The 23,122-nt window shown below is 54.4% G+C and carries 17 protein-coding genes and 1 tRNA gene; 7 read left to right on the forward strand and 11 right to left on the reverse strand.

Annotation, left to right across the window (positions count from 1 at the left end; genetic code table 11):
* The first annotated feature begins 59 nt into the window (after positions 1 to 59).
* Together AABA21_RS24770 and ftsH are read left to right on the forward strand one after the other, a co-directional pair.
* Positions 60 to 773 (forward strand): zinc ribbon domain-containing protein, encoded by a 714-nt coding sequence (locus tag AABA21_RS24770; protein WP_338254393.1) that lies wholly within the window; start codon positions 60 to 62, stop codon positions 771 to 773.
* 676 nt (positions 774 to 1,449) lie between these two features.
* A complete protein-coding gene (ftsH, locus tag AABA21_RS24775; RefSeq protein WP_338254394.1) occupies positions 1,450 to 3,417 on the forward strand; it encodes an ATP-dependent zinc metalloprotease FtsH in 1,968 nt (655 codons plus the stop codon).
* Positions 3,418 to 3,491: 74 nt separating this feature from the next.
* Here the strand turns inward: ftsH and AABA21_RS24780 are convergent, their stop codons facing one another.
* The 8 genes from AABA21_RS24780 to AABA21_RS24815 all read right to left on the reverse strand — a co-directional run bounded on the left by AABA21_RS24780 (position 3,492) and on the right by AABA21_RS24815 (position 13,055).
* A complete protein-coding gene (locus AABA21_RS24780; protein WP_338254396.1) occupies positions 3,492 to 5,969 on the reverse strand; it encodes an ATP-binding response regulator in 2,478 nt (825 codons plus the stop codon).
* Positions 5,962 to 6,543 carry a chemotaxis protein CheW gene (locus tag AABA21_RS24785; RefSeq protein ID WP_338254398.1) on the reverse strand — a complete coding sequence of 194 codons (582 nt, stop codon included), beginning with the start codon at positions 6,541 to 6,543 and terminating at the stop codon, positions 5,962 to 5,964. The genes AABA21_RS24780 and AABA21_RS24785 overlap by 8 nt, the downstream gene beginning before the upstream one ends.
* Before the next feature lie 20 nt (positions 6,544 to 6,563).
* Positions 6,564 to 6,953, reverse strand: coding sequence for a response regulator (locus tag AABA21_RS24790; protein ID WP_338254399.1), 390 nt, complete (start codon positions 6,951 to 6,953; stop codon positions 6,564 to 6,566).
* Between the two features lie 332 nt (positions 6,954 to 7,285).
* Positions 7,286 to 8,380, reverse strand: a complete 1,095-nt coding sequence (locus AABA21_RS24795) for an ATP-binding protein (RefSeq protein WP_338254400.1) — start codon at positions 8,378 to 8,380, stop codon at positions 7,286 to 7,288.
* A gap of 322 nt (positions 8,381 to 8,702) precedes the next feature.
* Positions 8,703 to 8,774 (reverse strand) — tRNA-Asn (locus tag AABA21_RS24800).
* Positions 8,775 to 8,851: 77 nt separating this feature from the next.
* Complete coding sequence (mgtE, locus tag AABA21_RS24805) at positions 8,852 to 10,795, reverse strand: magnesium transporter (protein WP_338254402.1); 1,944 nt, start codon at positions 10,793 to 10,795, stop codon at positions 8,852 to 8,854.
* Between the two features lie 785 nt (positions 10,796 to 11,580).
* Positions 11,581 to 12,276, reverse strand: a complete 696-nt coding sequence (locus AABA21_RS24810) for a dTMP kinase (protein WP_338254403.1) — start codon at positions 12,274 to 12,276, stop codon at positions 11,581 to 11,583.
* 35 nt (positions 12,277 to 12,311) lie between these two features.
* Entirely contained in the window at positions 12,312 to 13,055 is a 744-nt protein-coding gene (locus AABA21_RS24815) for a dTMP kinase (protein WP_338254404.1), read from the reverse strand.
* 258 nt (positions 13,056 to 13,313) lie between these two features.
* On the opposite strand from AABA21_RS24815, the gene AABA21_RS24820 reads away from it, so the two are divergent.
* The 4 genes from AABA21_RS24820 to AABA21_RS24835 all read left to right on the forward strand — a co-directional run bounded on the left by AABA21_RS24820 (position 13,314) and on the right by AABA21_RS24835 (position 17,527).
* Positions 13,314 to 13,682, forward strand: coding sequence for a hypothetical protein (locus AABA21_RS24820; RefSeq protein WP_338254405.1), 369 nt, complete (start codon positions 13,314 to 13,316; stop codon positions 13,680 to 13,682).
* A 246-nt stretch (positions 13,683 to 13,928) separates the two neighbouring features.
* Positions 13,929 to 14,597, forward strand: coding sequence for an alpha/beta hydrolase (locus AABA21_RS24825; protein WP_338254406.1), 669 nt, complete (start codon positions 13,929 to 13,931; stop codon positions 14,595 to 14,597).
* 55 nt (positions 14,598 to 14,652) lie between these two features.
* Entirely contained in the window at positions 14,653 to 16,695 is a 2,043-nt protein-coding gene (locus AABA21_RS24830; protein ID WP_338254408.1) for a prolyl oligopeptidase family serine peptidase, read from the forward strand.
* Between the two features lie 175 nt (positions 16,696 to 16,870).
* A complete protein-coding gene (locus AABA21_RS24835; protein ID WP_338254410.1) occupies positions 16,871 to 17,527 on the forward strand; it encodes a tryptophan-rich sensory protein in 657 nt (218 codons plus the stop codon).
* Positions 17,528 to 17,545: 18 nt separating this feature from the next.
* Here the strand turns inward: AABA21_RS24835 and AABA21_RS24840 are convergent, their stop codons facing one another.
* On the reverse strand, positions 17,546 to 18,913 hold the full coding sequence (locus AABA21_RS24840) for a cytochrome P450 (RefSeq protein ID WP_338254411.1): 1,368 nt from the start codon (positions 18,911 to 18,913) through the stop codon (positions 17,546 to 17,548).
* 293 nt (positions 18,914 to 19,206) lie between these two features.
* Between AABA21_RS24840 and AABA21_RS24845 the strand changes: the two genes are divergently transcribed.
* Positions 19,207 to 19,695: a PRC-barrel domain-containing protein gene (locus AABA21_RS24845; RefSeq protein WP_338254412.1), complete on the forward strand. Its 489-nt coding sequence runs from the start codon at positions 19,207 to 19,209 to the stop codon at positions 19,693 to 19,695.
* A gap of 111 nt (positions 19,696 to 19,806) precedes the next feature.
* Here AABA21_RS24845 and AABA21_RS24850 read toward each other — a convergent pair whose 3' ends face one another.
* The gene (locus AABA21_RS24850) at positions 19,807 to 22,011 is read right to left on the reverse strand and encodes a tetratricopeptide repeat protein (protein ID WP_338254413.1); all 2,205 of its coding nucleotides are present in this window, start codon (positions 22,009 to 22,011) and stop codon (positions 19,807 to 19,809) included.
* A 109-nt stretch (positions 22,012 to 22,120) separates the two neighbouring features.
* On the reverse strand, positions 22,121 to 23,008 hold the full coding sequence (gene rsmA, locus AABA21_RS24855; RefSeq protein WP_338254414.1) for a 16S rRNA (adenine(1518)-N(6)/adenine(1519)-N(6))-dimethyltransferase RsmA: 888 nt from the start codon (positions 23,006 to 23,008) through the stop codon (positions 22,121 to 22,123).
* Between the last annotated feature and the right edge of the window lie 114 nt (positions 23,009 to 23,122).

Here is a 23,122-nt window from a genome sequence, read left to right on the forward strand (position 1 = left end):
AATGATAGGAATATTCTTTTAGCACATCGTTGGCTTTGATAAGGAGGAGCCCTTTACCCATGAGCACATCACAGGTGACAGCGGTACTGCATCAGCTACAAATGATCGATCTGGAACTGGATCGCGTCATAGCTGAGAAACAATCGATCTCCACCTCCTTGCAAGGTAGTGCCACACTACGAAAGTTACGCGCGGAGTATGACACTGCACAGCAACAACTGCTCACTGGTCAGCAGGCCCAGCAGGATGCCGAATGGTCGCTGGAAGATACCGGCCAGCGCCTTGGAAACCAGGAGCGTCGTCTCTATAGTGGCTCGATCCAAAATGGAAAAGAGCTACAGATGCTTCAGCAAGAAGTACAGTACCTGCGCGCCCAACAGAACCGCCAGGAAGAACATTTGTTAGAAGTCATGGATACGGCCGAGTCGCTCAAGGAGGCCGCTCAGCGCAAAGCGGTCGCATTACAGGAAGCGGAAGAGCATTGGAAGCAGGAAAACGCCGCCCTCCAGGCGCGTCGTGAACAGGCCGATGCGCGTTTCCAGCAGCTTCAGGAGCAGCGCCAATCCCTCGCTTCCAGGATCAATGAAGCCATGCTCAAGCGTTATGAAACCATGCGGCGCACAAAGCAGGGGCGAGCCGTCTCTAAAATTGATGAGAACTCCTGCCAGTGGTGTCGTGTCATTCTCACACCCAGCGAAATGCAACAGGTGCGCATCAGCCCTGAGGTGCAGACATGCACCAACTGTGGTCGTATTCTCTACTACGAGCGCTAAGGCGCTTACCCGGTATACCTTATATAGTATCTTTCTATCCTGACGCGTTGCTTCTCGCATCAAGAACACGGGGCGCACAGTCGCGCATCGTGTTCTATCTGAGGAGGGAACACTGTTCCCTTATCCCCCTATAGTCACCCTCCCTTCTCCTCCTATCCTGATGATCTTCCCAATTCCCTGTTTTCCGGGTCGGGGCTGCGTTCAGAACATTTTTGCGCTGACTGATGTGAGCAGGCATACTACACATGGGGATGGGTAATTGTATAATATCTAGTAGGGATAGGTAGTGTGGAGAAATGGTTATAAAGGTTTGCTGCTACCATCGTATACGAAATGCGATTGTGCGGCGTCACATTACAAAGGCGATGGCTCTTTTTTTGATCGCTTGATTGATAAAATGGAATATGTTAGCCATGCCCAGCAATGTAACCCGCCACTATTTTGAAACGTATCTATTGCGTATCTTTCAAAATTTCGTTCTCCTATTGCATGTGACGGACATGCTATGCAGCCTCGTTTACAGGCGCTAGTAACCGGCAGACCAGGGCCAATAGTAGTAGACGAAAGATCGTTATGCGTGTAATATGGAGAAAATTATAACGTGTTCAATACCCGAAATCTATTAAGGGCATCCTCTCAGGATGCTTTGACAGATGCAGAAAGCAGGTCTGAACCGATGGATGCTCAGGCTACATATATGTACCAGAATCCCAACGACCAGGGTCCCCGCTCTCCCAGGCGGCCCGATACTGGTGGGAACGGGAGTAGTAACAATAATTCAGGTGGAAACGGCTCTTCGATCCTCTTCCGCGTTATCGTGATTGCGGTCGTGGTGATCATCGGTTTCTACCTGTTCAGGATGTTTACCTCTGATAACGGTGTGGTATCGTCCGATACGATTGAGGTCCCGTACAGTACATTCTATCAGCAGATTAAGAGTGGCAATGTCGAATCGGTCACGTTCCAGGGCCAGGATGCGACCGGCCAATTCAAAAATGCTATTACGGTCGATCAAAAAACAAGCAATAAATTCCATTTTATGACGTTGCCCGACGGCGATCCGACGTTAATCAAGTTGTTGCAGCAATACCATGTAACGTATCAGGCCAAACCTGTGCCAGACAATAATCTGCTGTATATCTTGCTCAATCTCGCGCCATGGATATTAGTCATTGGTGTCTTCTTTTTGATCATGCGCCGCGCCACCCAGAGCCAGCAGAATATCTTCAGCTTTGGGAAGAGCCGGGCGAAGTTGATCCTGGAAGATCGCCCTTCCACCACCTTTGGGGACGTGGCGGGCGTTGATGAGGCGAAGAACGACCTGGTGGAAGTGGTTGAATACCTGAAGACGCCCCAGAAGTTCCAGCGCCTGGGTGGTTTGATCCCACGTGGTGTGTTGCTGGTGGGCCCTCCGGGAACTGGTAAAACCTTGCTGGCGCGTGCCGTGGCTGGCGAGGCTGGCGTCCCCTTCTTCTCGATGTCGGGCTCCGAGTTTGTCGAGGTGCTGGTCGGTGTTGGTGCCAGTCGTGTGCGTGACCTGTTTGAACAGGCCAAGAAGGCTTCCCCCAGCATCATCTTTATCGACGAGATCGATGCCGTCGGTCGCCAGCGTGGCTCCAGCATCAATAGCAATGACGAGCGTGAGCAGACCCTGAACCAGTTGCTGGTGGAGATGGATGGCTTCGATGCGCGCCAGGCCGTGGTTGTGCTGGCCGCCACCAACCGTCCTGATGGATTGGATAAAGCGCTGTTGCGCCCGGGCCGTTTTGATCGCCGTGTGACTGTGGACCGTCCCGACTGGAATGGTCGCCTGTCGATCTTGAAGATCCATACCCGTACGGTTCCGCTGGCCAAGGATGTTGATCTGCTGGCGGTCGCGCGCTCTACCCCTGGCATGGTAGGTGCCGACCTGGCCAACCTGGTCAACGAAGCCGCCCTGCTGGCGGCCCGCCGCAATCTGGATTATGTGACCCAGAACTGTTTCCTGGAGTCGCTGGATAAGATCCAGATCGGTGCCGAGCGTCCACTGATTCTGAGCGACGAAGATCTGAATGTGATCGCCTATCACGAAGGCGGCCACGCCCTTACCGGTTTGCTGACCGAATATGTCGATCCCGTGACCAAGGTGACGATCGTGCCGCGTGGTCAGGCGCTGGGCGTGACCCAGTATACGCCACTGGATGATCGCTACAATTATGCCCAGGATTACCTGGAGGCCCAGCTGGTGACGGCCCTGGGTGGTCGCGCGGCTGAACAGGTGGCGATTGGCCATATCACGACGGGGGCCGAAAATGACCTGCAACGCGTTACCGCGATCGCTCGTCAGATGGTTACCAAGTGGGGCATGAGCGATCGCCTGGGTACCATCTCCTTCAGTGAGCGCGAAGATCCCTTCGCGGGTACCGCCCTGGCCAGTAATTCTCGCGAATATAGCGAGAAGACGGCGACCTTAATCGATGAAGAGGTCAATCGTATCGTCAAACGAGCCTACGAGCGCGCCGTTAACCTCTTGACGGAGCATCACGTTACGCTCGACCGCATCGCGCAGGCGTTGCGCACCAATGAGGTCATTGATGCCAAGCAGTTGCGTGAGATTATGATTGAGACTGGCGCTATCGAGGCCGCGCCAGCATCCTATCGCTAGTCAACCTGCGCATCAAGTCAAGCAAAACAGATGGGCCCGCTTCCCCCTCGGAAGCGGGCCCATCTGTTTTGTGTTTATGACTTTTGTGAGCGGGCCCTGGCCTGCTTGCCCGTATTCTCTCCCAGCAGGCTCTTGATCGTATTGAGCAAGGTGGTCTGTGGACATGGTTTGACCAGGTACGCCAGCGCGCCCAGTTCCTGCGCCCGCTGGATGTGTTTATCCGAGGTGCGTGAGGTTAACATAATCGTTTTTACATGGGCCAATTCAGGGTATTCGCGCATGATGTTCAGCACATCATAGCCATTGAGGTTGGGCATCTCGATATCGAGCAGGACGATATCGGGCGTGTTTTCCAGCAGCTGCTCGATTGTCTCCATTCCGTCCCTGGCCTCGAATATCTCATATTTGCCTTGCTTCAGCGTGTGGAGTACCGCCTGTCGCAGGTAGGCTGAGTCGTCGGCTACCAGGACCTTCGGCGTTCGATTGTTCTTTTTCTGTTGATCATCGCCGCCATTGGTGGATCCTGATCTCTGGCCGTTGCGCGGCGTGACGCGCTGCAGATAGTTCCGGATCAGCTCCCCAGGATCGAGCATCAGCAATGTATTGCCCTGACCGGTGATGGCCGATTCGGCGATGCCGGGACGCCGCAGATAAGATGGAAGCGGCTTGACCGTCAGGTCTTGCTCGCTCAGGATCTCGTCTACTACGATGCCTACCACTTTATTGCTTGCCGATTGAATGATCAGGATCGGTCGGGCCTCATTCTCGGGTGAGGCGGATGCTTCTTCCCCGCTTAAAGTCAACAAATCTTTCAGCCGGTAGCTCTGGTCGAGTTGCTCCTGTTTATGTAGGCTGACGCGCTGCACCTGCGTCATCGGAACAATAAATTGCTGTTCTCCACAGCCTACGAGCAGGCAGCGGACGGTCCCGCGCGACCGGGGGAGCGCGAGATGGAAGCTGACACCACCGGAACTGTTGCGCTGCAGGTTGATGGTGCCGTTTAGCCTTTGTAGCGGCCTCCTCAGGATCTCCAGCGTTCCTCCCAGGACCGGCATGGAGAATCCGATCTCCAGAGTGATGTCGTTCCCCCTGGCGTGCGCATGCAGCCAGATATGATACGTTTCCGTCTGCTCTCCTTGAATGACAGAGGTGTCGGAGATACATGTCTGCAGCATGTGTAGCAATGGTGGAGAGAGCGTTTCCAGGATCTCCTGGTCGATCTCTAACGCGTCGCCACTGACGTCAAACTCCACTTTATATTGTTGCGCCAGGGCGCTGGCGGCAATGACAGTGCGCAGCCGTGGAACCAGGGTAGAAAGCGGGGTCAGGCGCATCACCTGGGTATCGTCACGCACAACGGTGGCGCGCGCCATATATTCTTGCTGCACGATCTGCAAGGCGGTGCTGGCGGTATTGACGCGCGCGCTGCAGACAGTCACCTGGTTGATGGCCTCACGTAACTCCTGCAGCAACAGATCCTGCTCCGAATAGTGTTCTAGATCCAGTTCATCCCAGCTTTCTTCCGCGGATAGCGGTTGTGCGGGTGGACGACTGCGATAGCGGCGACTGTGCGGCCTCTCCTGGTAGGTATCGCTGAGGATGCGCGCGATCAACGAGGAGGACGTCTCATCCTGTACCTGTGTGGTGGGTTTCTGCCGAATCACGTTGGTGAAGGATTGCTCCAGCTGTATGAGCCGATTTTGGGCCGCCTGCTGAGCCTGCAGCGCGGCTTTCACATCGCGTTGCGCGCTCTCCAGCTCGGCATGCATCTCTATGAGTTGACCTGTATGGTGGAGCAGTTTTTCAAAGCGCCGGTTCTCAATGTGCACGAAAAGAGGATAGCTCTCAACTGGCTGATAGGCAGCTTCAAATTGACCAGCTGGCTGAGCGATCGGCGCCTGATCTATGATAGATTGAAAGGCGCCTGTTAGCTCCAGAGGGATCGTCACCTTGTTGCTGATATCCTCTTGTTGAGCCGGGAGCGCCGCCGTATTATTGGGGGGAACCCCTGTCAGGACAATGCCCAGGCGCTGATAGGTTGCCTCGAGCGCGGTGATGAGCTCAGGCTTGTCTGGTTCCTGTCCTTCTTCCGCCAGGTAGCTCTGACAGCCTTCCAATACAGAAATAGCCTGGGTGATCGCCTCCAGGCCAGTGTCAGGTTTGATCTTTTCGTTCAATACCTGTTCCGCGATGATCTCGATATGCTCAGCGGCCGTAGACATAATGAGATAGCCAACGGCTGCGGCGGTGCCGCGCAGCTTGTGGCCTGCGCGCTGGAAAACCCTGAAGCGGGTGGCCGCGAACTGTTTTTCTTGCGTTAGCTGCCGGGCCGCCTGGCTCATCCTGGCAATGTCTTCTGTTGCCTCTTCCAGAAAGATGACGAGCATCTCCGCTTCGTCTTCAGCCGCACTCTCTTTCTGATGCTCATCGTCGGCCGAGTCGCCGTCTTTGCCATCCTTGGTGGGCCAACTCTCTATGGCGTCGAAGGCTTTCAAGACGGCCAGATCTTCAGTTGTCAGCTCATTTTCTTCAAATGAAAATTCTTCACTCATGCGATATACGAAGTTGTTGAACTATATCACTCATGATCGCGGGTAACTGTAGTATAGGCATACCGGCATGTGCCCCTTGTACACTATGTTCGGGTAGAAGCCAATCCTCTTTCACCATACTATTGCTGGCCTGATCCTGTTCGCTGACGAAAGATGCGGGTACGTCGCTGATAGTGGTAGCCAGGCCCAGGGTAATATCCGCCAGTTGGGCGATCAGCAGTACAGAGCGCCCAGGAAGATCGGTTGGCTGCTGTGCCAGGTATGCAGCCAGATCGATAACGGCGATGGGCTCCCCGCGCCAGGCCGCAATTCCCAGCATCCAGTGGGGAGAAGCGGGCAACTGAGCAGGATAACGAGTCGTGGGCAATATCTCCCGTAGAACAGCCAGTGGAATTAACGCATGGCCCGCCTCAAACGCGCACTTTACGTACTCTTCAGTTTGTGACGTGGGTCGTTGAGGTGTCTGTGCCAGTTGCTGCGCATACTTCCAGAAATCCTGATCACTCATTTGTTCAAGATGCTGTGCATGGCTGCCTCTGAGTATAGTGGCTGACAGAGCTGGACGTTGACTCATAATGGCTGCTATTTCTAGTGCTAATTCGGGGCGGGCGTGCCCAGATGAGACTCGATAACGGCGATGAGATCCTGGGTTTTGAATGGCTTGGTCAGGTAATCCTTCGCCCCGGCAAGGCGGCCTTTGAGCTTATCGATCATTCCATCACGGCGCGAGAGCATGACGATGACTGTACTGCTAAATTGGGGTTTTGTTTTGAGACGCCGGGCAACTTCATACCCATCCATTTTCGGGAGACCGATATCTAAAATAACCAGGTCTGGAATGCGCGCCTCCGGCTCTGTGAGCCAGCGCATCGCCTCAACGCCATCGGGGAAACTTTTGACATCAAATCCCTCGCGTCTGAGGCAGGTCTCCACTATCTTTCGAACCGTTGCAGAATCATCAATAACCATAACGAGTTTGCTCATATATGTGTCCTCTCTCTCTCGTCCCACTACCATCCCATTGTACCTGACATTATGTCAATACACAAGAGCAAGTACTATTGCAACCTACTGCGCTTCATGATGCTCATCTTACGCTGACTCTAACCATATCATATCTACTTACGAAGTAAACGTATTCTAGATCAACTTTCTGCCGTTAATGAAGTTGATGCTAGGCAATGTACCATACAGTTGCGGCATTTGGCAACGGAAATCTCGTAAAGATTGTCTTAAATTTTAATCTCTGTGTCAGCAGGAAAAGTTCGGCCGCGCAGCGCGGCCGAACTTTTCCTGCTGACACAGAGATTATTAGATTACTCGTTGGCGACGGGGAGGGTGAAGGTGAAGACGCTGCCTTCGCCGACGGTGCTCTGGGCGGTGATGCGGCCACCGTGCGTCTCTACGACGTGGCGCGCAATGGCCAGGCCCAGACCCGTGCCACCACCCCCGGGACCAATATAGCCGGGCTTAGCCCGGGCGCGATCAGTTTTGTAGAAGCGTTCAAAGATGCGCGAGAGCTCTTCGGCTCGAATGCCGACTCCGGTGTCTTTGACAAAGAAGCGCTGGGCGTGGCGGTCGTTTTGTAGTGCGGTGCCGATGATGATCTGCCCACCAGAGGCGGTGAACTTGATGGCATTGTGCACCAGGTTTACCAGTACGCGCGTAATCTGCTTGCTGTCGGCGGCGACCAGTGTCTCTCCTTGCTGGATATCTGTCATCAGTTGTACACGGTGGCGCTGAGCCAGTGGGAGCATGCGTGCCATGACCTCTCGTACCAGTTGCTCGGCCCCGACAGGCTCGATGCTCATCGAGGTCTGTCCCGACTCGATGCGTGATAGCTCCAGCAGTTCGGCCACGAGCTCGCTCAGATAGTTGACCTCGTTTTCGATCTTTTCAACAAACTCCTGGGCTTTTTCGGGATCGGTATCGATGGTGTCTTCCAGCGTTTCGGCCAGCAGGCGAACGGAGGTCAGGGGAGTGCGCAATTCATGCGAAATATTGGCGATAAAGTCGCGTTGAACACGTTCGATATGCCGCGCCTCGGTCATGTCCTCGATAATGATGGCGAAGTAGCGATACTCATAGCCCGTGAAGTGCTGCTGGTGGGCTACAGGGGAGACCGAGACTTTCCAGGCGATATCCGAGTTGCCTTGCTCAAACTGTCCCTTCTGCTGTGTGTTGCTGGCGATACTGCTCTGGACCAGCTGGATGATGGCCTGGTTGCGAATGACCTGGTTTAGACAGAGGCCCGGTTTCCATTGTGTGGGGGCGTAGAGGTTGAGCCCTCTTTGATTGCAATAAAGGATCTCACCGTTGCGATCAATCACAAAGGTTGGCAGCGGTGTGGCCTCTAGCATACTCCTGGAGAGTACCCTGAAATCGATATCGGTGCGGTCTGCATTCAACATAATATATCCTTGTGCCTCATTCAGGGGTGCAGGAGGGCTAGCCGCCTTCTTGTACCCCTTACGTTCGCCCCTATGATCTTTAATAAATAAAGCTGGTAAAAAGCGGGGAGGTGCAGTAGGGGCGGTCAGCCCCTCCTGCCGGGGTTTGGGGGTGTCCCCAAAATCCCCTTCTCCCCCCTTTCCCGCCGCAGGCGGGGAAACAAAAGGGCATGTTATACCCGGTAAAAAAGGAAAAGAGCATCGGGGAGATGGTCCCCTACTAACAAAAATAACATAAGTAACACGAAAAAAGGCCACCAGACGGTGGCCTTTTTTGTAGTAGCTCCTCGAATAGGACTCGAACCTATAACCCATCGGTTAACAGCCGATTGCTCTACCATTGAGCTATCGAGGAAGATTGTTCGCTCGGAACACTGGTAATATATACTATTTGCCGCGCTTCGTCAATACTTTTTGCCGTCAATTTGGCGCTTATCCGACAAATTTATTGATGAGCGCCAGGCTCGTAGCGAGGAATACGCTTAAACTGGCAATGGCGATGACCGGATTGAGCAGTGGGGCTGCGATCAGGCTGCCGCGCAGGCGTACACGCTGTAAGATGTTGGGTAGTGCCAGTCCGCAAAGTGCGGCGATCAGCAGGGTGAAACCGAAGCTCAGACTGACGGCAACGCTCAGTAAAAGTGAGCGATAGAGTAGCCAGGAGAGGACGAAGACCAGGATGGTGGTCAGGATGCCCCCCATGGTGCCATGGAGCGTTTCACGCCAGAGGGTGCGGAAGAAGTCGCGGCCGCGTTTGGTGCGCATCTCCCAGCCGGCAATGCCCAGGGCCTGCGATCCGGCTGCCACCGTGGTCAGCAGCAGCATGGGAATCAGGCAGAGCACGCCACTCAGGGCCAGGTGCAGGTTCAGATTCGGCATTGGAGCCCCGTCGAGCAGGCTTAGCGCGCTGGCGTTCCCCAGCACCGGCTGAAAGGCGCTGGAGATGATCATGGCGATAAAAAAACCGATCACTACATTCAAGGCCAGCCATGAGGAGCGGCTGATGGTGCTGCGGCGACGTGAGCCCTCGTCGGACTCATGCTCCTCTACATCGGTACCGGTGATTTCCGAGACGTCCTCGGCCTGCTCTTCGTGGATGACGTCGATGACATCGTCCACCGTTACCATGCCTTTGAGACGGTTATCGGCGTCCACCACGGGCACGCCGAGCAGGTCGTATTTGGCGATGACGCGTGCCACCTCTTCCTGGTCGGTATCGATCTGCACCTTGATGATATCCTGGTCCATCAAAGCGCCCATGCGCGTGTTGGGCTCGGCGGTTACAATCTGACGCAACGAGGCCACACCGATCAAGTGTTGCTCTTCGTCGACAATATAGAGGTAGTAAACCATATCCAGGTGTTCCGAATGCTGGCGCAGGTAGACCAGTACCTCTTCGACGGTCGCATCCACCGGCTGGGCCAGGACTTCCGTGGTCATGATACCACCGGCGGTCTCACCTCCATAGCGCAGGAGATCGCGAATAGGCTGGGATTCATTGATCGGCATCAGGTTGAGCAGGCGTTCGGCCTCGCCCGCTGGCATGTCGGCCAGAATATCGGCGGCATCGTCCGGTGCCAGGCGCTCCAAAAGATCGGAGGCGCGATCGGGTCCCAGCTCTGTCAACAGCTCGGATTGCAATGGATACTCAACCTCGTTCAGCGTGTCGGCCGCGGTCTCATCATCCAGGCGTTCCAGCATAGCACCCGCCTCTTCCAGGTCCAGTTGTTCGAGGATGTCGGCGATATCGGCCGGATGAAGCTCGGATAGTTTGTTGTGGCTCACATTCAGTTGCACCTTGGGTACGACGCCCACGGCGCCAACGCTGGCGGCCCCCGCTCCTACCGCCGCCAGCTGGCTGGTGCTCGAGCTGACGAACTGGATCGGCTCAACATAATTCCAGGTGACGGTGCGCTCGGCCATCTGGAGTGGCGTCACACGACCAAGCATATCGATGGCGGGCTGCCAACCCAGGCGGCGCAGCAGTCCGCTCAATCCAATATCGACGCCCACCAGGCGGGCCGTCTTTTTGATCTGTGCCAGCTTTAAATCATTCACCTTTACCACGCGAAAGCCCTGGGTATCGACGATCTGCTTGTCCAGGATATCGCGCTTCAACAGGATCTCGGCGGAATCGGGCTCATAGGACTGTATCTGCGGCTCGAGTACCGTCAACTGAACAGGGGTGGTCTCAATGCTCTGCACCTGAGACCAGGGGATAATCAGGCGCTCGCTGCCACTGGCTGGATGAACCACCAGCGCGGTCACCACCGGAAATGTCTCGTTCAGGGTTACACAGATGTCCCGCAGGGAGCCAATGCGGCGATGATCTGCGTCGTAAATGCTCTTATGGAGTAAAGCGCTTAAAAAAATCATAGGTATCACCACCTTTTTTGCAAGTAAACAGGGTTAAGTAGTGTACCTTGTGCGCGCAGGCACGCGCGGGGTACACAGGCATAGTCCATCAAGCCATACCATCAGCGATGATATGGCACACAGCGGTTTTCGAAATGCATGGTGATACAATCAACTGAGCTTGCGTGATGCATTTCGACGATGCGCTGTAATTGCTGGGGATGCTGCAAGCAGCGTAAGGACTTACTGGCAAAAATGGAGTGTTCTTCTTCTTACTCGACATCAGTCACATCTATGGGGGCGATGTCTGTCTCATCGAGTAAGAGGGGGTTTAAGTCAACCCCGGAGGATCAATGATGAAGGAATCCAATCGCTTTACTCGATGAGGAGAAGAACAGTCCTGAAAGCAGGTATGCACTGGTCTTTCTGTAATAGGCACACCTACTATGACTAGGGCCAGCGTCCATGTCCCTCACCTCCTTTGCCCGAACAACGCCCGCTTCACACTCCAGGGGATAGCCACAGACAGACGGGGCTATCGCTCAACTGTTATGTATGATAGATCAGGCAATTGTGGGTTATAACAAAAATTTTTCCTGTGTCAGTATAACATCTTATAGCACCTTTAAGCAAGGGTTGGTGCGATTTTTAGTAAAAATGCTTTAAAAAGCCTGGCAATGCGCTGAATGTTCCCGCCTGCGGCGGGAAGGGGGAGAGGGAGAAATCTTGGGGACACCCCAAACCCCGGCAGGAGGGGCGGACAGCCCCTCCCGCGCACAACACCTGTTTTATTTCATGAGCCCTACTTATCCATTAGGAAGGAGGGGAAGTATTTTTTGTTTGAGTTGGGCGGCGATCTTTTCGGGGGTGCCGGTGGCATCAATCACTTCGAAGTGGTATTCACTGGCCATCTTGTCGTATTCTGAGAGCATTAACTTCTGGTAGCACACAAAACTTTCGAACAGATCATTGCCCAGGCGCATATCCATGCCGGATTCCCAGTAGTCGAAGCCTCGCCCCTGGAGGATGCGGGGAATGAGATCTTCGAGTTCGACGCGCAGGTAGAAGATGGCATCGGGCTTGAGGGCTAGCCCATAGATGGAGCGCAACCAGCGGGTGTCGGCCCCTCGCACCAGGGCGCGGGCCATCAGAGAGTAGATGTAGCGATCAGTCAGGACGATAAAGCCGGCTCGCAGGGCGGGGATGATCTGGTTTTCGAAGCGATCGATGAAGTCTGTGGCGTAAAATAAGTTTAATGTAATCGGGCCAAGCGTGTTGCCCTCCTTGGCATCTTTAAGCCCGCTCCCCGCCAGTTCGGAGCGTGTAGTCTCGCTATCGACGACGGCGTAGCCGCTGCTCTCCAGCCATGGTCTCAGCACCTGAATCAAGGTGCTGCGCCCCACACCATCCGTTCCCTCAATCACAATCAGTCGCCCTGGTAGAATCTCTTTTTGTGCACGCAGGCCAATGGCATCTATGCCATAAAAATCTAATGCTGTCATGGTCTGTGTATCCTCTATCGTGATCATAACGTTTCTCAGTCATTGCGACCGCGCAAGATTTCGGCCCGGCGGGCGATATTCTCCAATTCTTGCTCGGGTAAGGGAGGGCGCAGCCGACGTACACCTTCCAGGTGCGGAAGGACCAGTCTGCGCATCCGACGCTGCTGTTCTGGAATGGGTAGGGTCGCGTCCATAACGGTAAGGCCGAACTCATCGATCATGGCTTCGTATTCGTGGACGATGCGTTGCTGAAAAAGAGTAAAGCTTTGCCGGATATCGCTGCTCAAGCCAAGATCCATGCCCGCTTCATAATATTTGAGCTCGCTACGACCGGTCAGGATGCGGCTGAGAGAGACCTCCAGGGGAACGCGGAAATAGAAGGCGCAGGTTGGTTTGACCGCGAACTGGTAGAGTTCGCGCACCCATGTGCGATCGACGTTGCGCGCCACATCGCGCGCGAACGCCGTGTATATATAGCGGTCCGCCAGCACGATTGCTCCAGCTTTAAGGGGAGGAATGATGTCGTGTTCTGTACGATCGGCGAAATCGGTGGCGTGAATTAGGCTGAAGGTGGTGGGGGTCAACAACTGCTTTTTCTTGCCCCGGCTGGTCGTTTTTTTGACCAGTGGTGAAGAGTTCCATTCGCTAAAGAAGACAGTGTAGCCCTCGCTGATCAGCCACTGCCGCAGCAGGGCGATCTGCGTGCTCTTTCCCGAGCCATCTACCCCTTCAACAATAAAAAGCCTGCCCGGATATTGATGTAATCCATATGTCTCCATATAATAACCTCTTAGCTGCGTCCTGCCACAGCAATATAAAACAAATATCTGGGCACCCGCGGTGCTCACAGGCCATTGAGGTGTGGCTGCATTATTACTTTACTATCGGATGAACATAGTATTTATTGACTCTGACGATAATCTATAGGGAGCGTGTTGGAGAAGCATGGGGATTCCTCCTGCATCTTTTGAAGACGTGTTATAGTATGGGAACAAGGTGCAATAGCACATCCATGATTGCGATTTTTGGAGGCTTTTATGATAGAGCTCGGGGTGGCGGCTCTGGCTGGCATTATTTTCGCGGCGATCTGTGTGGCGGTGCTGATCGTGGTGGGTATTATGAATATTCGCGCGGGCCGCAAAGCTCTGGCACGCGCACGCGCTGAAGGAAAATCTATCACCTGGCATCGGCAGATATTAATCTTATTTGGTTTGAATAACATTGTTTTTGCCGCTCTACTGGCCCTGGTTGTCTTGCTGGCTGTGCTGGTGGATCGCACAGCCAAACTGGTGATTATCGGCCTGCTGGCGGTACTATTCTTGATGAGCATCGTGCTGGTGGTGCGCTGTGTAATGTCGGTTATGCAGACATCGCGTGAATTGACGCGTCCACGGCAAGACATCTGATAAGCCTGGATAGAGCGTATATATGATAGTCAGGGCTATTGAAAAGTAGGGCACAGCGAGGTCAAGGGGCAGCTAGCCCCTTGCGGGGTGCGGGGTGTCCCCGCTCTCATCCTTACCTCCCGCCTCCGAAGGCGGCAAAAAAGCCTTTTAAATGGCTCTGTATAATAGCATGCACAGGCAACGGATATGCAGGTACGATAAAATAGGATAAGAATTATATATTAAGAGCAAAGAATAGGAATTATTATGGCTGGGAATCAAGTGTTGCATGTGAATATACCTACTCCTACCGGTTATCTGGAAGGTATTTTAAAGCCTGAGGAAGAGGGCGTTGCCCCCGATTTCGTCGGCGTCATCTGTCATCCTCACCCCCTTGGTGGCGGGACAATGCACAATAAGGTCGTGTTTAAGGTGGCGCAGGCGCTGCAATTGATAAATGTGCCCGCTTTGCGTTTTAACTTTCGCGGCGTAGGCCATAGTACCGGAACATATGACGAGGGGCGAGGTGAGATGGATGATGTGCGCTACGCGCTGGAATTTATGAGCCGTCGCTATCCGGGCGTGCCGGTGATTATCGCGGGCTTCTCGTTTGGCTCATATGTTGGTCTGCGCGTTGCCTGCGCCGATGATCGGGTAACGGGAATGATTGGCCTTGGGGTGCCGGCGCGGATGTTCGCCAGTGGTGAGACCCTGGCCCAATGTTATAAACCCAAGCTCTTTATTCATGGTACCGCCGACGAACTGGCACCATATAATTTGGCGGTAGAATGGTTTGAACACGTTTCAGCTCCCAAGCGCCTGGTGACATTGGAGGGCGCGGACCATTTCTTTAAGCAGCATCTACCAGAGGTGCAGACGCTGGTAGCGAATTTTGCTCATTCGCTGCTGCAGCCGCCATCGATTGAGCAAGCATAAACAACGTCGTTTATTGTCCTCTATAGTATTCAAAAGTATTCAAAGGAGCCTGCAGTTGAATTTTCCTACCACACGTCGCGATGAGACGATTGAAGACTACCACGGTACTCGTGTTGCTGATCCCTATCGCTGGCTAGAGGATGAGAAGTCGGCGCAGACACAGTCCTGGGTGGAGCAGCAGCACGCACTGGCGCGTGCTTATCTGGATAAGTTGCCCGACCTTGAGCAGATCAGGGCGCGTTACATTGAGCTGTATAATTATCCCAAATTTTCCGCACCCCTTAAAAGAGGGGGACGCTACTATTTCTCCAGAAACAGCGGCCTGCAGAATCAGAGCGTGTTGTATATGCAGTCGTCGCTCGAATCTGACGAGCGGGTCGTGCTTGATCCCAATAGCTTGAGTACGGACGGTACGGTCTCGTTGACCAACCAGGTTTTCAGTCATGATGGTACCTTGCTGGCCTATGGAACCTCCAATAGTGGGAGCGATTGGCAGGAGATCCATATTCGCCAGGTGGATAGCGGGGTGGACTTTAATGAGGTGATCCACTGGTGCAAGTTCAGTGGCATTGCCTGGAAACATGACAATTCTGGCTTCTTTTATAATCGTTTGCCTGAGCCAGGTACCGTGGCTGAAGAGGACCAGAGTAAGTTCAGCAAGGTCTACTGGCATGCGATCAATACACCGCAGTCGGAGGATCAGCTGATCTTTGAGCGGCCCGAGGCCAAGGAACTCAGCTTCACGCCTTCGATTACCGATGATGGCAAATATCTATTTCTGACGGTGTGGAATGGCACCGAGCCACGTAACCGCCTCTATTATCGCGAGGTTGAGAGCTCCACCCCCTTTGTTCGCTTATTGGATGAGGCGGATGCCAGCTACGATCTGATCGGTAATGATGGCCCCATTTTCTATATTCAGACCAACCTGAATGCGCCCAAAGGCCGGATCATCGCGATCGATAGCGCCAATCCGGTTCGCGAAAACTGGCGTGAGCTGATTGCCGAGCAAGATGATGTGATAGCGTTCGCGCAGATCGTTAACCAGCAATTTGTCATCGCCTACATGCATGATGCCCATCACGAGATCAAGCTCTATAGCAAGGATGGGAGCCTGCAGCAGCAACTGGCCCTGCCAACGCTGGGCTCAATCATTGATCTCTCGGGTGAGCCCGATGGCGACGAACTGTTTATCACCTTTACGTCCTTCCTCTTTCCCTCGACGGTTTTCCGCTACGACTTCGTTTGCAATACGCTCTATCCCCTGCGTCAATCGCAGGCCAGCTTTGATCCTGCTGGCTATGAAACGACGCAGGTCTTCTATACATCCAAAGACGGGACGCGCGTGCCCATGTTCCTGACGCATAAGAAGGGACTGGCGCTGGACGGCAATAATCCTGTCCTGATGTATGGCTATGGCGGTTTTGATATCAGCCTGACGCCAACCTTTGGCGTGACGCCGCTGGTCTGGATAGAACACGGGGGAATTTACGCTGTCGCCAATCTGCGCGGTGGTAGCGAATATGGGGAGCAGTGGCACGAGGCGGGCATGCTGGAGAAAAAGCAGAATGTCTTCGATGACTTTATCTCCGCCGCCGAATGGCTGGTGGAGAACAACTATACGCAGCCATCGCGCATCTCTATCATGGGTGGGAGCAATGGTGGCCTTCTGGTGGCTGCGTGCCTGGTGCAGCGTCCCGATCTGTATGGAGCTGTTATCTGCCGCGTGCCAGTCATCGATATGTTGCGCTACCACCGCTTTACCGTCGGGCGCTATTGGATCGGCGAATATGGCGATGCCGAGCATAATCCCGAACAATTTGCTTTTCTGTATGCCTATTCACCACTCCATAACGTTCGGCCGGGAACCGCTTATCCGCCAACCCTGATCATGACCGCTGATACCGATGACCGTGTCGTACCAGCCCATGCGCGTAAGTTCGCCGCCACGCTCCAGGCCGCCCACGCGGGCGAGTCCCCCATCCTCCTCCGCGTCGAAATGAAGGCGGGTCATGGCATGGGCAAGCCCACCGCCAAAATCATCGAAGAGGAAGCAGACATCCTCGCCTTCCTCTTCCACACCTTCCACATGTCTTAACTTGCCTCAAGAATGAAATAGGGTTGTATGCGCATCCTGCACACACAACCCTATTTCATTCTTGAGCTATATCCATTCCTTACAGGAATAGCGTCCCTTGTTGTAGATGTTTCATTCTGCCAAAACGTATACCAGAAAAGTATATATATATCGGTTTGCGCAAGGAGACTCCATTATGTCTGTAAGGATCAGACCTATTAAAGATATTGAAGATAAGCTGGCGGCGGCGACAAGGATTACCCCTCGTTGGCGCTGGTACCATGGACTGGCCTTCTATCTGATTATACAGGTGCTCACATTCGCGACTTCGGCCATGGTGAGCGTATTCAGTGGCAATAAGGGCAGCAATGCACGCGAAACGATCTTTGGCGATACCTCCTACTTCAAAAACCTGAAGCAGGTGAAGATTACACCACCTTCCTGGTTCTTTGCGCCCGCCTGGACCATCAATAATATCAGTGTTATTTATGGTACGTTGCGCGTACTCAACATGCCGCAGAAGACTCCTGGACGCAAGACTTTCCTGTCCTTGCAGGCGGTGACCTGGCTGGAGTACGTGGCCTTTAACGCCGCTTACTTTAGCCTGCGTTCCCCTATCAATGCCTTCGTGCTGACCGCTTTCTTTCTCCTGTTTACCATTGCCAGTGGCTTCGTGGCTATCTTCCGCCTGAAAGATACACGCGTTGCCCTGTCGCTGGGTACCCTGTTCATCTGGCTGATCGTAGCGACCACGGCCGCCACCACCCAGATGCTCTGGAACAAAGACGATCTGTACGAAGTGGGTCCCTTTGCTAAGCCAGATCCCAGGTGGCTCAAGCAGAACGTACTGTAATCGTTGTCAGGCCAGTCTTTACCTGGCCTGTAAATACACCCGAATGCCCTGGCGCGGACTCAGGGTCATCAGCGGATTGGGCGTGACGGGATGGTCTGGGACCAGCTTCATGCTGTAGCGTTGCACGATGGTGGCCAGCACCAGCCGGGCCTCGGTGAGCGCGAACGTGTTGCCGATACAGATGCGCGGTCCATGGCTGAAGGGAATATAGGCGTGTCGTGGCCGTGTGGCTACCTGTTCGGCCGTGAAGTGCTCTGGATAAAACTCTTCCGGCCGCTCCCAGAACTCTGGATGGCGGTGCATAGCGTACGTACTCCAGGCGATATAGGTCTGGGCCGGAATGGGATAGCCACCCAGCGTATCCTCCGCCAGGGACTTGCGCATGATAATCCAGACCGGGGGATAGAGCCGCATGGCTTCCTCAAAGACCATGCGCGTGTAGAATAGCTCGGGCAGATCTTCTATGGTCGGTGGACGGCCCGCCAGCACCTGTGCCAGTTCAGCCTGCAGCTTCTGCTCAACCTCCGGGTGCCGCGCGAGCAGATACCAGGCCCAGGCCAGCGCATTGGCGACGGTCTCATGACCAGCGATCAGCAGCGTCATCACCTCATCCCGCAGCTGCTGGTCGTTCATGCCCTCACCGGTCTCCTCATCGCGAGCCTCGATCAACATTGCTAGCAGATCCTCGTGCGCCTCCTGGCTGGCGCGTCGCTGCTGCACAATCTCATAGACCACCTTGTCCAGGGAGCGCACATCGCGATGGAAGCGGCGGTGACGTGGAGTGGGTACGCTCAAAGGAGGGAATGGCCGATTAAAATATTCCAATAGAAAGGCATTCGCATCGGAAAAAGCTTTGCCAAATGTATGGGTTTGACCCGTGATATCGATGCCGAAGAGGGAGCGACCGACAATATTCAGGGTCAGGTGCATCATAGCATCGGCCACGTCCACGGCCTCTCCCCTGGCGGCCGGACCCTCCCAATCCGCCAGCAGCTGCCCGGTCGCCTCCGTAATGATGGTTCCCAGCGCGGCTGTACGCTGGCGGTGGAAGGCCGGCTGCATCAAACGCCGCTGGCGTAGCCAGCTCTCGCCACCATAATTTGTTACCAGGCCATTGCCCAGGATCGGCCGAAATAAATTGAAGATGGGCACGTTTTTATCGTAGTTGCGATAGTTCTCCTGCAGAACACGCTTGATGTAATCCGGATGATTGATAATGATGACCGGCCAGAAAAATAACTTGATCTGTACGATATCCCCAAATTCCGCCGTCAACCCCGACAGGAACTCCAGTGGATTATGTTGGAGCTCCTTTAAGCGGCTCATCGAGCGTAGTACAGGAATAGTTTTTGTATCGCCGCTTATCTGCTTTGTCTCATCGGACAATGTTGCTTGCCTCCCTGTTTATTCACCCCAGTATAAAAGTAATCAAGAGATACGTGCAAGACGTAGCAGTGTGTGTGCGGCGGGTATACCGCCTTAAGAAATACCCGGTGGCAAGGGAAGAACAGGTGCGTGGGGTACACAGCGGCGAGCCGCTGTGTACCCCACGCACCTGTTCTTCCCTTGCCACCGGGTAATGTCTCTCTTTTGGGGACCTGGGAAAAGTGATAAGATTGGACTAGATTATTCTTAATAAGAGATTTCATTTTGATAGATCTGATTTTGAGGAGCTTGGTATGGAAAATAATCAGGCCATACGTAAATGGTCAGAGTTGTATAATCTGGATGTTGTTGTCCCCGGCGAAGGTAAGTCGCTGGGAAAGGTGGAAGATTTCTTTTTTAAGGAAGGCTCAAACGCTATCTACGCGCTGTGCGTGCGCACGCGTCTGCATGGCGACCTCTCTTTGCCTGTGACCGGAATCATAGCGATTGAGAAAAATCGGGTGACGATTCGTAACGCGCAGATGCTGGCACGGGCTCTCCCTCCCCTGGGGCGCGGACAGCAACTGCTCTCCCGTAAGATCATAGGTGTTAAGGATCGCGAACTGGGCACGGTAAAGGATGTGGTGCTGGCTGTCGATCCACCTGCTACCATGCGTGTCGCTGGCTTCGAGATGCTGCGCGGTTCCTCTTCCGTGAATTTTGGCTCTGATGTTGTATCGCACTACAATGATGATGATAACAGCATCCGGGTCTATGATCAGTCCGCGAAAAGCTTGCGCTAAGCAAATCAGCGTTTCTCTTCCCTCCCCGATTTGCTCTTGCCCTTGTTATGGCGGGCGCACTTGCACCCGCCATTTGCGCTGCTATCGTGGGTATCAAACTTGTCCCAATTTTTACGCATCACCACGCAGGCGCGCGACCTCTGCTTCAGCCGCGCGTGCCTCTCGCCGGCGATGCAATTTTTTGAGCGCCTCCGTTTTGCGCAGCCAGTTGTCGGGATCAGCTGGCATCAGGCGAATCGCTTCTTCCGCCGCCGCCAGGGCCTCTTCATAGCGCTGCAATTGCTTGAGTACCAGCGATTTATTATGCTGGGCCGTCGCCATGCGAGGATTGAGCCGTAGCGCCCGCTCATAGGCATCAAGGGCCATGGTATAGTTGCCCAGGTGATAGTAGGCGTTGCCTTTGCCGTTCCAGGCCTGTGGCACGTTGGCATTGATCAGTAGGGCCTTGCTATAGGCGTCCAGCGCCTGGTCGTAGCGTCCAAGCTGGCAGAGCGCGCTGGCCTTGCCATTCCAGGCGGGCGCGTAGCGCTGGTCCAGCTTCAAAGCCTCTTCATACGATTCCAGGGCTTTATTGAAATTGCCCATGTCGGCCAGTACAATGGCGCGCCGCTCCCAGGCTTTTACGAAATGCCGATCGTTCTTTAGTGCCTGATCATATTGATCTAATGCGCCGCGCAACTTGTGCTGTGCATAGAGGATATCGCCGATGCCACACTTGGTGGGAGCATAATTGGGATCGCGGCTCAGCACCTCATGGTAGGCCTGCATCGCCTCGGGATAACGCCCCATTTCGCTGAGTACCAGTCCTTTGCCGTTCCAGTACACGACCGAATTGCGATCCAGTGACAACGCCTTCTCAAAGGCCCGTAGCGCATCTGGATAGTTGCGCAGTTGGCGCAAGACCAGTCCCTTGTTGCCCCATGCCTGGGCCATCTGAGGATCGTAGTGCAGGGCGACATCAAAGGCCGTCAGCGCCTGCTCTGGCTGTCCTAGCGCGCTGAGGACCGCGCCCTTGCCGTTCCAGGCAATCACATTGTCTTTCTCCATCAGGATGGCGCGATCAAAAACGTCCAGCGCTTCCTGGTTGCGGTGCAGCATGTTCAGGGCGGTCCCTTTCCCATTGAGGGCGATGACCAGGTTGGGATCGAGCTTTAACGCCTGTTCGAAGGAGGCCAGGGCCTCGCGGTGCTGCCCGTTGAGGGCCTGCGTGAGACCTCGTCCCTGCCAGGCGATCGCATTGCGATCATCCAGTTTCAAGGCGCGATCATACTGCGCCAGCGCGTCATTGAGCCTGCGCTGCGTATAGAGCCGGTAGGCCTCTTTGAGATAGGGATTGCTGCTGGTCGGTGTGGACGCCACGGTGCTCGGGGCCGCCTGATTGAGGGTGCCGCTGATGCGCTGCTGCTCAATGTGCCGCAGCACATTCTTGACCTCCTGGGCGCTGGCCGGTCGTTGATCCGCCGTCATCTGCAGCATCTGCTGGAGCAACTCTTCCATCTCGACTGGTATGCTGGGATTCACCTGCCTGGCCGGCCGAAAGAAAAATGGCTGCTCGCTGGGATCTATGCCCGTCAGCAGGCAGTGCAGCAGGGCGCCCAGGCTATAGATATCCGAACGCGGCGTACTCTGTGCCTTCCCGTATTGTTCAGGCGCGGCATAGCCTGGCGAGCCCAGGGCGACCGTATCGTGTGATTGCCCCGGCTTAAATACGCGCGCGATGCCGAAGTCGATCAGATAGAGGTGTCCGTTCTCATCCAGCATCACATTCGATGGTTTGAGATCACGGAAAATGATCGGCGGCTGGTGGTTATGGAGATAGCTTAGTACATCGCATATCTGCTCACCCCAGTTTAAGACCTGTTCCAGGGGCTGGGGACCATTGCCATGTTGCTCCAGGTACTCCTCGAGGGTCTGACCCTCAATAAAATCCATCACCAGGTAGGAGCGTTCATCTTCGGTGAAGTGATCATAGATACGGGGCAGATTGGGATGAAGTAGATCTGCCAGTAAGTGTGATTCACGCTCGAAGGCGGCCTCTGCCTCCGCGATGCTGGCAGGGGAGAGCCCCGCCCGACTCATCTCCTTGACGGCGATGGAACGATTATTAAAACGGGTATCGGCCGCCCTGTAAACGGCTCCCATACCGCCCTGACCAATGCGTGTTTCAAGCTGATAACGACCGTTGAGCAGCGTGTGATCTGGCAGTGCTCCGGTCGTATGTTTAAAAGGAAGTGGGGCGGCACAGTATTGACAGAAGCGCGCCGACACATCATTGGCCGCCCCACATGTTTCACAGAACTGTTCCTGCGTTCCCATAAAGCTTACATTTTCCTATGCGAAATTGATGCCGAAAAGAAGTTGAGACAAAAATATCTATCTGTTGGTTGCTGCTTGTATCATAGCATATCACCCGCCCTTTTGCCGTCTATTGCGGTGTCTGGGGGTCGGTGCGTGTCGCCTGATCGATGGTGCGCCAGAGGCGGATCCATTCCTCAATGCTGAGGGTTTCAGCCCTGCGGCTGCTGTCAATGCTGGCCTCGCTCATCCAGCCGCGGATAAGCTCATTCTTGTAATGCAGTCCATGCGTCAGCGAGTTGTGTAGCTGCTTGCGTTTTTCTGAGAAGCCCGCCTGCACGACCTTGAAGAAGCGGTCCCGCTCGTCATGTGAGAGCGGAGCCTGCTCATGTACGTCGATGCGCAGGATCGCTGAATCTACTTTGGGCGCTGGATAAAACGACTGTGCCGGTACGCGCGCGATAATGTGCGGCCGACCATAGAATTGTACGCTGATCGCCAGCAGGCTCAGATCGCCGGGTTCGGCTATGATGCGTTGCGCAACCTCCCACTGTACCATTACGACCAGGATACGCGGTGGGTTGGGGTTTTCGAGAAAATGCCTGAAAGTCGGGGCGGTAATATAATATGGTAGATTGGCCACGAGTTTATATGGCGTCTGACCAAAGACTTCGCTGGGATTGAGAAAGAGCAGGTTGCGGGCGATGAGCTCGACATGGGGATAGCTGCGAGTGGTCTGGGCCAGCAGGGTAAGCATGTCGCGCTCTATCTCGACCGCCACGACACGCCGTGCCTGCTGGGCCAGTTCGCGCGTCAATACACCCGTGCCCGCGCCAACCTCTAATACCTCGTCCTCCGGCATGATTTCGGCGGCCTGCACGATCTTCTTCAAGATGTTGCGATCAATCAAAAAATTCTGGCCAAAGGCTTTATTGGGCCGCATGCCGTGAGCAGTGAGCAGGTTCTTTAGCGCACGTACATTGGTTAAATCTACCATATCGATTATGGCCGGTTGCATAGGCTGTGCGTTTTGTGTGTTATTATCCGTCAATGTCTGGCTCTCTTGTTCTTCTTTTTCTCAACTGCCTCTAACTCTAACAAACCACCCGCCGACTGTCAAACTCGTGAGAGC

The sequence above is a fragment of the Dictyobacter halimunensis genome, from assembly GCF_036245075.1.

Excerpts from the sequence above, each read along its gene's own strand:
- AABA21_RS24845 (WP_338254412.1), top strand. The coding sequence starts at position 19,207 with ATGGAAAATAATCAGGCCATACGTAAATGGTCAGAGTTGTATAATCTG.
- AABA21_RS24850 (WP_338254413.1), bottom strand. The coding sequence starts at position 22,011 with ATGGGAACGCAGGAACAGTTCTGTGAAACATGTGGGGCGGCCAATGAT.
- AABA21_RS24815 (WP_338254404.1), bottom strand. The coding sequence starts at position 13,055 with ATGGAGACATATGGATTACATCAATATCCGGGCAGGCTTTTTATTGTT.
- AABA21_RS24795 (WP_338254400.1), bottom strand. The coding sequence starts at position 8,380 with ATGTTGAATGCAGACCGCACCGATATCGATTTCAGGGTACTCTCCAGG.
- AABA21_RS24810 (WP_338254403.1), bottom strand. The coding sequence starts at position 12,276 with ATGACAGCATTAGATTTTTATGGCATAGATGCCATTGGCCTGCGTGCA.
- AABA21_RS24770 (WP_338254393.1), top strand. The coding sequence starts at position 60 with ATGAGCACATCACAGGTGACAGCGGTACTGCATCAGCTACAAATGATC.
- AABA21_RS24785 (WP_338254398.1), bottom strand. The coding sequence starts at position 6,543 with ATGAGTCAACGTCCAGCTCTGTCAGCCACTATACTCAGAGGCAGCCAT.
- rsmA (WP_338254414.1), bottom strand. The coding sequence starts at position 23,008 with ATGCAACCGGCCATAATCGATATGGTAGATTTAACCAATGTACGTGCG.
- AABA21_RS24820 (WP_338254405.1), top strand. The coding sequence starts at position 13,314 with ATGATAGAGCTCGGGGTGGCGGCTCTGGCTGGCATTATTTTCGCGGCG.
- AABA21_RS24835 (WP_338254410.1), top strand. The coding sequence starts at position 16,871 with ATGTCTGTAAGGATCAGACCTATTAAAGATATTGAAGATAAGCTGGCG.
- mgtE (WP_338254402.1), bottom strand. The coding sequence starts at position 10,795 with ATGATTTTTTTAAGCGCTTTACTCCATAAGAGCATTTACGACGCAGAT.
- AABA21_RS24780 (WP_338254396.1), bottom strand. The coding sequence starts at position 5,969 with ATGAGTGAAGAATTTTCATTTGAAGAAAATGAGCTGACAACTGAAGAT.
- AABA21_RS24825 (WP_338254406.1), top strand. The coding sequence starts at position 13,929 with ATGGCTGGGAATCAAGTGTTGCATGTGAATATACCTACTCCTACCGGT.
- AABA21_RS24790 (WP_338254399.1), bottom strand. The coding sequence starts at position 6,953 with ATGAGCAAACTCGTTATGGTTATTGATGATTCTGCAACGGTTCGAAAG.
- ftsH (WP_338254394.1), top strand. The coding sequence starts at position 1,450 with ATGGATGCTCAGGCTACATATATGTACCAGAATCCCAACGACCAGGGT.